Below are 12,703 nucleotides of genomic sequence, written 5' to 3' on the forward strand. Positions count from 1 at the left end.
CGTACCGCGCACCGCACCTTGCACGGGGGCGCAGAGTTCGCTCAGTCGCCGGTGGCCGTTCCGGCGTCGTCCTCCGCGAGGACGATCCGGGCCAGGTGGACCCGTGAGCGCACCGCGAGCTTGCGGAAGATCGACGCCAGATGGGTGTTGACCGTGTGCGGAGAGACGACGAGGGCCTCCGCGGCCGACCGGTTGGTGTGACCCGCGGCGATCAGCCTGGCCACCTTGCGTTCCGAGGACGTGAGCGCGTCCCAGCCCTGGTCGGTGCGCGGCCGGAGGCGTCCGGTGCGCCGGCCTGGGCGGCGTGCGGCCCGTTCCAGATCGACCCGGACCTGGTCGGCCTCGGCATCGGCCCCGGCCTGGGCGTAGAGGTCGTGCGCCCTGGTCAGGGCAGGTGTCGCGGCGGCGGCGCCCGAGGTCAGCAGCGCCCGCCCGAGGTCGGCGGACGCGGCGGCGAGCGGCAGCGGCCGGGGGCCGGTGAGGAGGATGCCCACCGCCCGCTCCAGGAGTTCGTGGTCGGTGTTCACGAGGGCCGACGCGTGGGCGGCCGTCCCCCGGGCGGTCGGCACGGTGGGGTTGCGGATCGCATGTTCGGCGGCCTGGGCCGCGAGGTCCTCGGCCAGCTTCCGGTCCCCGCCGCGCAGGGCGATGTGCACGGCCTGGACGACATGCGGGCGCAGGAGCCGCCACCGGAGGAAGGGGTGGTCCCGCTGCACGGACCGGACGAGTTCGGCCGCTGCCGCGTGGTCGCCGTCGGCGTCGGCGACGACGGCCTCGAAGTACTGGTGCGTGGCGTGGTTGCCGGTGTTCGGCCGGTCGGCCACGGTCGCCCGCACGACGTCCAGGTGTTCCTGCGCGGCTTCGCGGTCGCCGCGCAGCATCGCGAGGAGGCCGCGGTTGACGCGGATGTTGACCAGGTTGCCGGGCACGTGGAGGTCCGCTTCGAGCCGCTCGGCGGTGACGAAGTCCGCGTCCGCGTCGTCGAGCCGGCCGAGCCCCATGTTCAGGGTTCCTTGCACCCAGATCAGCATGGCGGGGCGCAGGGGGGCGTCGCCCGCCGTCCTGAGCAGTCGCCGTACGGTGTCGAAGTCGTCCATGTGGATCAGCGCGACGGCCTCCTCCGGGAGGAAGGCCGTGTCGAACACGCTCAGGGCCGTGTGGTGTTCGACGGCGGCGGCGCAGTCGCCCGCGTTGAGCGCGATCTCGCCGAGACCCCATAGAGCGAGGACGCGGGCCTCCCGGTCACCGGCCCGTTCCGCCTCCGCGAGCGCCCGTTCGCCGGTCTCGCGAGCGGCCCCGAGGTCGCTCCCGCGGGACCGGGACAGGGCCTGCCGGGCGGTCAGCCGGGCCCGGATCACGGGGTCGGTGACGGCTGCCAGCGCCGTCGTCGTGCGGCGGGTCAGCTCGTGGACGTCGTCGAGGTGCCACAGCGTGTCGCCGAGTACGCACTGCAGACGGGCGAAGACGTCCAGGGGCGGCTGCCGGGCGAGCAGCGCGTCGCCGGTGTCCCGTGCCTCCGTGTACCGGCCCGCGCGGGTCAGCGCGACGATGGCCCGTTCTCCCACGTCGTACGCCATGGGCGCACGCGCCGGTACGAGTTCCAGGGCGCGTACGGCCAGGTCGGCGGCGAGGTCGGGCATCACGGGGATCACGTCCGTGGCGGCCGCGCCGAGCAGTCCGATCGCCTCCATGTCTCCGGGTTCGGCGCTCTTCAGCAGATGCGGGACCGCGTCGACGGAGCTCCGGCCCGCCGCGACGAGCCGGCTTGCGGCCTCCCGGTGCAGCGCCCGGCGTACGGAGGGGGCGAGGTCGGCGTACACCGCCTGGCGGAGCAGGTCGTGGCGGAACAGGAGGCGTTCGCCGTCGTCGTGAAGGAGGGCGGCGGCGATCGCCTCGTCCACTTCGGCGCTGAGTGCGGAGGCGGGCCGGCCGCACAGGGCGGCGGCGTCGGCGAGCGAGAACGCGCGGCCGAGGACCGAGCCGATCCGCAGGAAGTGCAGGGTGTCCGGCCGGAGGGCGGCCAGGCGTCCGCGTACGCCGAGGACCAGCCGCTCGGGCGGTTCCGGCCCGTCCGCGCCCGACGCCGCGATGCCCGCGAGCATCTCGGCCGCGAGGAAGGGGTTGCCGCCCGCCCCGTCGAGGAGCTCCTCGACCCGCGCCGGCACGTCCCCGCCGAGGACGTCGCGTGCCAACTCGGCCAGGGCCGTGTCGGACAGCGGCCGCAGCGGGAGGGTCGTCGGTCGCGGCCCCTGCCCGTACAGTTCCGGGTCCTCCCGGCCCGTGAGCAGCCAGAGGACCGGGGAGCTGAGCAGCCGTGCCGGCATGACGCTCAGCGCGAAACGGCTGAGCGGGTCGGCCCATTGGACGTCGTCGACCGCGATCAGTACGGGCGTGCCCGCCGAGCGTTCCTCGATCAGCTGGGCCAGTCGTTCCACGAGCCAGATGCGCTGGTCGTGGTGGCCGGCGAGGTCCGCGAAGTCCGTGGCGGCCAGCAGCGGCGGGTCGCCGTGCAGGAGGCCCGAGGCCAGTGAGGCGAGGGGTGCCAGCTCGTGCAGTTCCTCGGCACGTCCGTGGCTGACGAGGAATCCGTGGGCCCGTGCGAGCGAGACGGCCTCCTGGAGCAGCGCGGTCTTCCCGATCCCGGGCTCGCCCAGAAGGAGCGCAATCGCTCCTCCCTCGCCGTCGCACACCGCCTCGACCAGGCCGCGCAGCCGCTCCAGCTCGGCTTCGCGGCCCCGCAGCCCGGGTCGGCTCAGCGCCGTCGCCACGGCGTGTTCCTCGGGCCGGTCGGGGCTCATCCCTTGACCGATCCGGCGAGCAGTCCCCGTGCGAAGTGCCGCCGGAGGGAGAAGAAGACGAGCAGCGGGACGAGCGCCGCCACGAAGGCTCCCGCAGTGAGCCGCTGCCACTCGTTGCCGTAGGTCCCGGCCATACTCGCCAGTCTGACCGTCATCGGCGCGGTCTCGGCCGTTCCGCCCGACAGGGTCAGGGCCACGAGGAGGTCGTTCCACACCCAGATGAACTGGATGACGGCGAAGCTCACCAGGGCCGGGCGGGCCAGCGGCAGCACGATCCGGAGCAGCAGCGTCCCGTGCGACGCGCCGTCGACGCGGGCGGCCTCGATCAGGTCCCGGGGCAGCCCGGCCAGGAAGTTGTGCAGGAGGAACACCGCGAAGGGCAGCGCGAAGGCCGTGTGGGCGAACCAGACCTGGCTGAACCGCGCGGGACCGGTGAGGTGCCACGCGGGCAGGAACAGCCAGCCCTGGGAGAAGAGCTTCAGGAGCGGGACGAGTGCCATCTGGAGCGGCACGGCCTGGAGCGCGAAGATGCCGACGACGAGCGCGTCGCGCCCCCTGAAGTCGATCCAGGCCAGGGCGTACGCCGCGAGGAAGGCCAGGACGAGCGGGAACAGCACCGAGGGAACGGTGATGACGACGGAGTTGACGAAGTACTCCGCGAGCCGCCCCGCCCCGTTCCCGCCGCCGGAGAGCACCTCGCCGTAGTTGTCGAGCGTGAGGTGCGGCGTACCGAACAGGGTCCACCAGCCCGTCGTCTTGATCTCCTCCTCGGGGCGGAACGAGGAGAGCAGGAGACCGAGGGTCGGTGTCGTCCAGAGGACCGCGATCACCACGGCGCCCCCTGTGAAGGCGCGGGAGGTCAGACGCTCCCGGACGCCGTTCACCCCGTCCTCCGCTGCGCCCGGACCTGGTGGGCTACGAAAGGGGTGACGAGGAGGAAGAGGAGCACAGCGAGCGCCGCGCCGCGGCCCGTCTCGCCGTAGCGGAAGGCCTGGTCGTACATCTCGTGGGCGAGGACGCCCGTGTCGAACTGTCCGCCGGTCATGGTCTTGACGATGTCGAAGGCCTTGAAGGTGCCGATCCCCTGGGCGAGGAGCACGACGAGCAGCGTGGGCCTGATCGACGGCAGCGTGATCCGCCGGAAGATCTGCCGGGGGGACGCGCCGTCGAGCAGGGCCGCCTCGGTCAGCTCCGTGGGTACGGCCCTGATTGCGCCGGCCAGCAGGACGGCCGCGAAGCCCGCCTGCGTCCACACCATCGCCACGATGAGGAACAGGACGTTCCAGGGAGAGTCCACGAGCCACTGCCTCGGTTCGCCGCCGAACGCAACGACGAGCTGGTTCAGCAGCCCGATCTGCCCGGCTTCCGCGGGACGGTAGGCGTAGACGAACTTCCAGACGACACCCGCGCCGACGAAGGAGATCGCCATCGGCGTCAGGACGAGGGACAGCGCGAACGCTCTGAACCGCGACCGTGCGACGGCCGCCGCGTAGAGCAGACCGACCGCGGTCGATGTCAGCGGCACGAGGACCACCCACGCCAGGGTGTTGCGCAGCGCCACCAGCGCCCGGTGGTCGGTGAACATCCACACGTAGTTGTCCAAGCCGGCCCATGTGCCGCCCCCGCCGTCGGTGAACGACAGCGCCAGAGTGCGCAGACCGGGCAGGATGAGACCGACCGCGAGCAGCAGCAGCGCGGGGGCCAGCAGGATCAGGGCTGCGGCCCTCCTCCGCACCGGTCCCCGGTGCAGTGCGAGCAGGATCAGGGCGACCACCGCCCCGAAGGCGGCGACACCCTGGAGCAGGTACAGCAGCTTGGGCTGCTGGGCGACGGCGTCGAACGACATCAGTGGCTCGGCCAGGAGCGTTCGACGGACTCGGCGACCTGCCGGGTGCTCGCGCCGCTGATCCAGTCGACGGCTCCCTTCCAGAACGTCCCGGCGCCGACCGACGCCGGCATCAGGTCCGAACCGTCGAACCTGAACTGTGTCCGGGGATCCTGGAGCAGCTCGATCGAGAGCCGGTCGACGGGGGTCGCGGCGTTCGCCGGATCCACGCCCCTGTTCGCCGAGACGAACGGGCCCTTCTTCATCCGCGCGTTCGCGAAGTCCGCGGAGGCCAGGTACTCCTGGAACGCCCGCACCTCGGGACGGTCGGCGAACGCCGCGGTGAAGACCCCGCCGCCCAGTACGGGTCGGCTGGCCGGGTCGGCCCCTGGCAGGAGGAAGGCGTAGACGTCCTTGTCCGGTCCGATCTCGGTGCCCTTCGGCCACATGTCGGCGTAGAACGAGGCCTGGCGGTGCATCGCGCAGTCGCCGGAGAGGACCGGTGTGCCGGCCTCCTGGAAGGAGATCGACGCCATCGACCGGGCCGGACCGAAACCGCCGTTGGCGTACCGGTCGTTCTTGAGGATGGACCCCACGGTGTCCATGGCCTTGATCACACGGGGGTCGTCGAACGGGATCTCGTGGGCGACCCATTGGTCGTAGACGTGCGTGCCCTGCTGGCGAAGGAGGACGTCCTCGATCCAGTCCGTCACGGGCCAGCCGGTCGCCTCGGCGGACTCGATGCCCGCGCACCACGGCTTGACGCCCGACGCCGCGACCTTCTCGGTCACGGCCATCAGCTCGGTCCACGTGCGGGGAACGCTCAGTCCCCGGTCGCGGAAGAACTTCGGGGAGTACCAGACGAACGACTTCACGTTCGCGACGAGTGGCGTGCCGTAGAGGGTGCCGTCCACGGTCGCGTAGCTGTTCCAGTCCGCCGACCAGCCCTGCTTGGCGAGGGCAGCGACCCCGGCGCTCACGGGCTTCAGCTTCCCCGCCCGCGCAAAGCGTTCCATGAGCCCGGGCTGGGGGAAGAACGCCATGTCGGGCGCGTTCCCGCCGTCGACCCGGACCTGGATCTGCGCCTCGAACTCCCCGTCCCCCTCGTACTGGACGTCGATTCCCGTGCAGTCCGCGAAGTCCGCCCAGGTCTCTTCGAACAGATCGGCCTCCCGGTCCCGGTTCTCCGCGTAGACGGTGACCTTGGTGCCGGGGTGCTTGCCGTACCGGGCGTACGGTGCGCAGTCCGCGGTGGTGTGCGAGCGCGAACCGCTCTCCTGCGGGGCGCCGCAGGCGGTGGCGGTGACGGCGAGGGTGATGACGGCGAGCGCGAGCCTCGCGCCGAACCTCATGGGTGTGCTTCCTCCGATCGCCCGCCGCATGTTCTCGGCGGGCGTTTCGGAAAGCTACAGCGTTCGAACGACAGAGACCAATCGTTCGATGTTCAAGCGTCGGATCGGGGTGGGATCAGTGCCCCGTGGACCGGGCCGCGTCCATGATCAGCTCCGCCACGGCCTTGGGCTGGGCAAGCATGACCAGGTGCGAGGAGTCGACCTCGACGGTGGTCATGCCGGCCCGCCGGTAGCCGAACCGCTCCACGTCGGGGTTGATCGTGCGGTCGGCGGAGGCCACCAGGCCCCACGAGGGCTTGGTCTTCCACGCCGCGACCGGCGCCGCCTCCGAGAAGGCCCGCGCGGCCAGGGGGCGCTGGGAGACGGCGAGCACCGCGGCGAGGTCGGGATCGACGTCCGCCGCGAACAGGTCGGGGAACCGGTCGATCGCCACCGAGACGTCGGTGCCGGTCTCGCTGGAGCCGGCCACGGGGAACGGGGTGTGGACGAGCGCGTCGGCGAGACCGGAGTCGGGGAAGCCGCCCTGCAGTTCGCCCAGGCTCTCGCCCTCCTCGAGCGCGTATCCCGCGAGGTACACCAGGGCGCGGACGTTGTCCTCCGTACCGGCGAGGGTGATGACGGCGCCGCCGTAGGAGTGCCCCACCAGGATCACGGGGCCTTCGACGGCACGGACCACGGAGGCGATGTACGCGGCGTCGTCGACGAGGCTGCGGTTGGGCACCGCCGGGGCTATCACCTCCAGGCCGACAGCGGTCAGCTCGGGGATGACACGGGCGAAGCTGGAGGCGTCGGCGAAGGCGCCGTGGACCAGGACGACGGTGGGGCGGGCATGCCGGGCCATGGTGGAACTCCTCGGAGAGTGGATGGGGAAGTTGGGGGTGGAATGCTTCACAGGCCGAAGCGGGCGCGGCGCGCCTCGGGCACCAGGTCGGCGTACTCGGGATGCTTGCCGATCCAGCCCCGGATGAAGGGGCAGTACGGCAGGACGCGCAGCCCGCGGACCCGGGCGTCGTCGAGGGCGCCGCGGGCGAGCAGCCCGCCCAGACCCCGGCCGCCGAAGCGGGGATCGATCTCGGTGTGGATGAAGGCGATCTCGCCGTCCGAGAGGTGGTACTCGGCGAAGCCCGCGGTCTCGGTGCCGTCGTCGCCGGCGAGGATCTCGTACCGGGACTTATCGGGCTGGTCGGTCACTCGGGGTTCCATGGGTGCTCCTGTGCGGTCGTGGTGTGACGGGGGCGGTGGCTGCGTTCAGAGGGTGCGGCGCACGCCCGCCTGGCGTTCCAGGTTGCGGAGCTGGACGGCAAGGTCGCCTTCGACGGCAAGCTGGGCGGGGCCGCTGCGGCCGATGGGCAGGACCTGCTCGCTGCGCATGTCCTCGAGCATCAGGGCGAACGCCGTGTACATCGCGACGACCGCCACCAGCAGGCCGAGCGCCCCGGACGTGCGCGTCAGCCATTCGGCCCCGGTGACGCCCGCGAGGCCGGTGGCCGCCCAGCGGGGCAGGGAGACCGCGAGGACGAGCCACAGCGCCCGCTTGGGCCCGGTCACGGCGGTCATCAGCGCGCCGAAGCAAAGGAGTGCCAGATTGAAGACGCCGAGGACCTTCAGGCCGCCGGCCGCGCCGCTGAGCATGATGAGCGAGTAGGGCAACCAGCTGCCGGCGAACACCGCCATCAGGGTCGCCGCGATCACGTCACGGGCGCCGAAGGCCAGGAAGCTGACCAGGAGTTGGAGGACGAAGGCGGGCAGCACGGTGAAGGCGACGGCGGCACGGGCCTCCTCCCCGAGGATCCCGAGCTGGAGGCATCCCGTCATCACGGACGCGATGGCGATCGTGAAGAAGCCGAGCGGCATGGGTGAGGCGATGGGGCGCAGGTTGATCCGTGTCATCGACCGGAGGTCCGGCTCGAAACGGCGTCCCGGGGGGACGTCCGGCGGGACGGCCCGGGCGTCGTCGCCGCTGTCGGCGGTGGGTGAGGCGGTACTCATCGTATGGATCTCTCTCAGTGCTCGAAGCAGGGGTCGACGAACGACGGCTGTGTGTCGGGGATGGAGCCGCGCGCGACGCGCCACCGGCGGTGCTGCTCGGACTCGGCGACGGCCTCGGCCACGAGCGAGGCCTGACGGGCACCGCTCTGGTAGCCGCCGAAGTGGGCCACGGGGCTCCACTCGGGGCTCACCGGCGGGACGGCCTCATCGTGACCCTCGTACTCCGCGGTCGCGTAGACGATGCGGCCGCCGACGACGGTGAGGAGGGACTCGATGTCGGGGATGACGTCCTCGGGCACGGTGAGGTAGTCGTCGGACAGGATCGCGAGGTCGCCGTACGAGCCTTCCCGCAGGGTTCCCTTGACGTCCTGCTCGCCGGTGAGCTGCGCTCCGCCCCGGGTGTAGAGGCCGAGGGCGGTCTCCCGGTCGAGCAGGTTCCCTGCCGGATAGAGCACGGTGCCGCCGACGGTGCGCCCGGTCACCAGCCAGTGCAGCGCGACCCACGGGTTGTACGAGGAGACGCGGGTGGCGTCGGTTCCGGCGGCGACCGTCAGGCCGCGGTCGAGCATGGCCCGGACCGGCGGGGTGTGGGCGGCGGCCTCGGCGCCGTAGCGATCGAGGAACGCGGCACCCTGGAAGGACATCCGGTTCTGCACCGAGACGGCGCCGCCGAGGGCGGTGATCCGGTCGAGGCTGCCTGCCGAGACGGTCTCCGCGTGGTCGAAGAGCCAGCGGTTGCCGCCGGGGAAGAGTCCCTCCGCGGCGAGCTTCTCGAAGACGGCCAGGTCGCGGCGGATGGTCTCGTCGTAGGTGGCGTGGAGCCGGAAGCCCCAGCCGTTCTCGAGCAGGAGCCGTACGGCGCTCTCGAACTCGGTCTCGTAGCCCGCGGCGAGCTCGGGCCGGGGCTCGGAGAAGTTCTCGAAGTCGGCGGCGGCCCAGGTCAGGTTCTCACCCGCGCCGTTCAGCCGGAGCCACTCGTCCCCGTCCCCGGGCTTGACCATCTCGGTCCAGCGCTTCAGGTCGGCGAGTTCCTGCCCGGCCGTCTGCGGGAAGAGGTGGTAGGCGATCCGGAGGGTCAGCTCCCCCGACCTGGCGAGGTCGGTGACCGTCGCGTAGTTGTCGGGGAAGTTCTGGAAGCCGCCGGCGGCGTCGACAGCGGACGTCAGTCCGAAGCGGTTCAGCTCGCGCAGGAAGTGACGCGTCGACGTCCGCTTGTCGGCCTCGTCGAGGGCAGGTGCCTTGGCCAGCGTCGAGTACAGGACGAGAGCGCTCGGCGCCGCGAGGAGGACGCCGTTGGGTTCGCCGTCCCGGCCCCGGACGATCTGCCCACCCCGGGGGTCGGGGGTCTCCCGGGTGAACCCGGCCGCCTTGACCGCGGCCCGGTTCATCAGGGCCGACTGGTACAGGTGCAGAACGAACACCGGAGTGTCGGGGGCGGCGGCGTTCAGCTCGGCGACGGTCGGCATCCGGCGTTCGGCGAACTGCTCGGCGGTCCAGCCGCCCACCACCCGGATCCACTGCCCCCTGGGCGTGCGGCCGGCCTGCTCGCGCAGCATGGCCAGGGCCTGGCGGAGGCTGCGTACGCCGTCCCAGCGCAGCTCCAGGACGTAGTTGAGGCCGCCCCGGATGACGTGCAGGTGCGAGTCGTTCAGGCCGGGGATCACCCGTCGGCCCAGCGCGTCGACGACCCTGGTCCCCGGCCCGACGAGGTGGGCGAGATCGTGGTCGTCGCCGAGGGCCGCGACCCGGCCGTCGCGGAGGGCGACGGCGCGGGCCTCGGGGCGGTCGGAGTCACCCGTGAACACCTTGGCGTTGCGGACGAGGAGGTCGGCGTGCTCGTGTTCCCGCCGCGGCGCGGGAACGAGGCCCGCGACCGGCATGCTCATGGAGGGCCCGGTCATGCGAGGGCCTTGCGCAGGATGTCGGTGGCGACGCCGATGGCGAGCTCGGCGCCGTGCGTCTCGCGCAGCGCGTTCAGCATCACGAAGTCGTGGATGACGCCCTGGACGCGCAGGGCGGTGACGGGGACGCCCGCGGCCCGCAGCTTGTTCGCGTACGCCTCGCCCTCGTCGCGCAGGACGTCGGCCTCGGCCGTGATGACCAGGGCGGGCGGCAGGCCGGTGAGCTGCTCGGTGGAGCCGCGCAGCGGCGAGGCGGTGATCTGGGCGCGCTCGGTCTCGTCGGTCGTGTACTGGTCCCAGAACCACTTCATGGCGTCGCGGCGCAGGAAGTAGCCCTCGGCGAACCGGTGGTAGGAGTCGGTGTCGAAGCTCGCGTCCGTGACCGGGTAGAAGAGGACCTGCTGGACGAGCGTGACGTCGCCGCGCTGCTTGGCCATGAGGGTGAGGGCGGCGCTCATGTTGCCGCCGACGGAGTCGCCGGCCACCGCGATCCGGGTGCCGTCGAGGTCCTTGTGGTGCCCCTCGCGGGCGACCCACTGGACGACGCTGTAGTTCTGCTCGATCGCGACGGGGTAGCGCGCCTCGGGCGACAGGTCGTACTCGGGGAAGACCACGGCCGCCCCGGTGCCGACGGCGAGTTCGCGGACGAGCCGGTCGTGGGTGTGGGCGTTGCCGAAGACCCAGCCCGCGCCGTGGATGTAGAGGATGACGGGGAGCGGGCCGGTGGCGCCGCGGGGGCGGACGATCCGGGCGCGGACGTCGCCGGTCGGGCCGCCGTGGACGGTGATCCACTCCTCGTCGACGTCCGGCAGGGGGACGCCCTCACCGTTCTGGACGTCGTCCACGGCCTTACGGCCTTCGGCGACGGGGATCTGGTAAAGGTACGGCGGCTGGGCGGTGGCGTCGGCGAAGGCCTGGGCGGCGGGTTCGAGGACCGGACGGTTCTTCATGAGGGGCTCTCCTTCAGGGGATGTACGGGGCGGGTCGGAGCGTCAGCGGGTCAGAACGTCAGCGGGTCGGAGCGTCAGCGGGTCGCCCGCACGGCGGCGAGGATCACGTGGGTGACCACGGCAGGGCGGGAGACCGCCACTGCATGGGACGCGTCCACTTCGGTGATGTGCGAACCGGCACGCCGGGCCATCCACCGTTCGGCGACGGCCGGGATGTTCTTGTCGGCGGTGGCGATCAGCGCCCAGGACGGGATCGTCTTCCAGGCCGCCTCCCCGGCCTTCTCCTCCAGCGCGGCGGTGGCGACCGGGCGCTGGGTCGCGGCCATGACCGCCGCTTCGGCGGCGGGTACGTCGGCGGCGAACTGCCCGTGGAACTTGGCTCGTTCGATGACGAGTTCGGTGCCGGTGCCACCGCCGGGCAGCGGGTACGACCGCGGGTTCACGGTGTCGCCGAGGGTTGAGCCCGGGAACTTGGCGGCGAGCTCTGCCGCGCTCTCCCCCTTGTCCGGGGTGAACGCGGCGATGTAGACGAGGGCCTTCACACGGCTGTTGCCCACTGCGGCGCCACTGATGACGGCGCCGCCGTAGGAGTGGCCGACCAGGACGACGGGCCCGTCGACGGCGGCCAGCACGCTGCGCAGGTAGGCGGTGTCCGCGGCGAGACCGCGCAGCGGGTTGGCGGGCGCCAGGACGGGGTAGCCGGCGTGCTGCAGCCGCCGGATCGTGCCGCTCCAGCTGGAGGCGTCCGCGAACGCTCCGTGGACCAGGACGATCGTCGGCTTGGGGTCGTGCCGGTCGGTGTCGGCCGCGGCCGGGCGGCTCGCGGGTGCGGCGGGTGCGGCCGGGCGGCTCGCCGGTGCGGCGGGTGCGGCGCCGAGCAGAGCGGCCAGCGTCGCGGGCATGGCGAGGGCGAGGGTGCGCCTCGTGAGCTGCATGGGTGGGTGTTTCCTTGTCGGGGGGGAAGCTTGGGAGTGTGCTCGGTCGAGCGGGAGGGGTGCGCCGCTCGGGTGGAGGGTGTGCGCCGGCCGGGCGGACGGGACCCGGCTCAGGAGAAGGGGACCAGGCCTCAGAGGCCCTACGAGCGGGCCTCCGCCCGAGCGGCACCGGGACGCAGCAGGACCTTGCTCGGCACGCACGCACGGTAGGAGCACTCACCGCCGACCGCCTCGTCCTCGACGACGACAGTGGTCAGCCCCGCCCCGACGGCGCGGCCGGCGACGACCTCGCCGGCCGGGCCGCCGCCGACCACGACGACGTCGTAGGTGTCCATCAGCCGTGCACCAGAGGGGTGTCCACGAGGTGCTCGGCCAGGAACCACACCTGCGCCTCGCCGGTGCGGATGACGTCGGAGACGAGCAGGTCGGCGCTGCCCTCGTCGCCCTCCTGGGAGAGCCGGGCGGCGGCGTCGCGGGCGTCGATCAGGATCCGCTCGTGCGCGTCGAGGAGCCGCGACAGCATGACGGGCACGGGCTCGACGCCGTCCGGCGGACGGGGGATCGCCGTCAGCTCCGCGACGTGGCGCGGGTCCCCGACGGCGACGCCGCCGAGGCTCTGGACCCGCTCGGCCAGCGCGTCCACGATGGCCAGCTGGGCCTCCGCGTGCTTGTCGAGCATCAGGTGGAGCGAGTAGAAGGTCGCCCCGCGCATGAGCCAGTGGTGCTTCTTGTAGAGGGAGTGGAGGATCTGCGTGTCGGCGAGGACGCGATTCAGCCGCTGGCAGGCGTACATGCGAGTGTCGTGGCCGAGGCCGATCGGCAACTGCTTGAGCGTGCCGAACGCCTGGGTCTCGGCGCCCTTCTGGTGCAGCAGCGGCTGGCCGCCGCCGTGCGGGTTCGTGAGGGTGTCCATCGAGTACTCCTGTACAGGGAGAAGTGGGTGAGTGGGCCCG

12 protein-coding genes are annotated in these 12,703 nt (G+C 72.2%); all 12 read right to left on the reverse strand.

The features are described from left to right. Positions 1-41 precede the first annotated feature (41 nt). Complete coding sequence (locus ACIBB8_RS06275; protein ID WP_398949266.1) at positions 42-2,798, reverse strand: ATP-binding protein; 2,757 nt, start codon at positions 2,796-2,798, stop codon at positions 42-44. After that, positions 2,795-3,682 carry a carbohydrate ABC transporter permease gene (locus tag ACIBB8_RS06280; protein ID WP_398949267.1) on the reverse strand — a complete coding sequence of 296 codons (888 nt, stop codon included), beginning with the start codon at positions 3,680-3,682 and terminating at the stop codon, positions 2,795-2,797. The genes ACIBB8_RS06275 and ACIBB8_RS06280 overlap by 4 nt, the downstream gene beginning before the upstream one ends. Next, the gene (locus ACIBB8_RS06285; protein ID WP_398949268.1) at positions 3,679-4,644 is read right to left on the reverse strand and encodes a carbohydrate ABC transporter permease; all 966 of its coding nucleotides are present in this window, start codon (positions 4,642-4,644) and stop codon (positions 3,679-3,681) included. The genes ACIBB8_RS06280 and ACIBB8_RS06285 overlap by 4 nt, the downstream gene beginning before the upstream one ends. After that, entirely contained in the window at positions 4,644-5,975 is a 1,332-nt protein-coding gene (locus ACIBB8_RS06290) for an ABC transporter substrate-binding protein (RefSeq protein ID WP_398949269.1), read from the reverse strand. Before ACIBB8_RS06290 ends, ACIBB8_RS06285 begins: the two co-directional genes overlap by 1 nt. Before the next feature lie 115 nt (positions 5,976-6,090). Further along, a complete protein-coding gene (locus tag ACIBB8_RS06295) occupies positions 6,091-6,816 on the reverse strand; it encodes an alpha/beta fold hydrolase (RefSeq protein WP_398949270.1) in 726 nt (241 codons plus the stop codon). 47 nt (positions 6,817-6,863) lie between these two features. After that, entirely contained in the window at positions 6,864-7,178 is a 315-nt protein-coding gene (locus ACIBB8_RS06300) for a GNAT family N-acetyltransferase (protein ID WP_398949271.1), read from the reverse strand. Positions 7,179-7,223: 45 nt separating this feature from the next. After that, a complete protein-coding gene (locus tag ACIBB8_RS06305) occupies positions 7,224-7,964 on the reverse strand; it encodes a GPR1/FUN34/YaaH family transporter (protein ID WP_398949272.1) in 741 nt (246 codons plus the stop codon). A gap of 14 nt (positions 7,965-7,978) precedes the next feature. Next, the gene (locus ACIBB8_RS06310) at positions 7,979-9,865 is read right to left on the reverse strand and encodes an amidohydrolase (RefSeq protein ID WP_398949273.1); all 1,887 of its coding nucleotides are present in this window, start codon (positions 9,863-9,865) and stop codon (positions 7,979-7,981) included. Next, positions 9,862-10,815 (reverse strand): alpha/beta hydrolase, encoded by a 954-nt coding sequence (locus tag ACIBB8_RS06315; RefSeq protein WP_398949275.1) that lies wholly within the window; start codon positions 10,813-10,815, stop codon positions 9,862-9,864. Before ACIBB8_RS06315 ends, ACIBB8_RS06310 begins: the two co-directional genes overlap by 4 nt. A gap of 74 nt (positions 10,816-10,889) precedes the next feature. Further along, the gene (locus ACIBB8_RS06320) at positions 10,890-11,750 is read right to left on the reverse strand and encodes an alpha/beta fold hydrolase (RefSeq protein WP_398949276.1); all 861 of its coding nucleotides are present in this window, start codon (positions 11,748-11,750) and stop codon (positions 10,890-10,892) included. A 140-nt stretch (positions 11,751-11,890) separates the two neighbouring features. Beyond that, on the reverse strand, positions 11,891-12,085 hold the full coding sequence (locus tag ACIBB8_RS06325; RefSeq protein WP_398949277.1) for an FAD-dependent oxidoreductase: 195 nt from the start codon (positions 12,083-12,085) through the stop codon (positions 11,891-11,893). Then, complete coding sequence (locus ACIBB8_RS06330) at positions 12,085-12,663, reverse strand: Dps family protein (protein WP_116157572.1); 579 nt, start codon at positions 12,661-12,663, stop codon at positions 12,085-12,087. The genes ACIBB8_RS06325 and ACIBB8_RS06330 overlap by 1 nt, the downstream gene beginning before the upstream one ends. Positions 12,664-12,703 lie beyond the last annotated feature (40 nt).

The sequence above is a fragment of the Streptomyces sp. NPDC051286 genome (assembly GCF_044455345.1).
GTDB lineage: Bacteria > Actinomycetota > Actinomycetes > Streptomycetales > Streptomycetaceae > Streptomyces.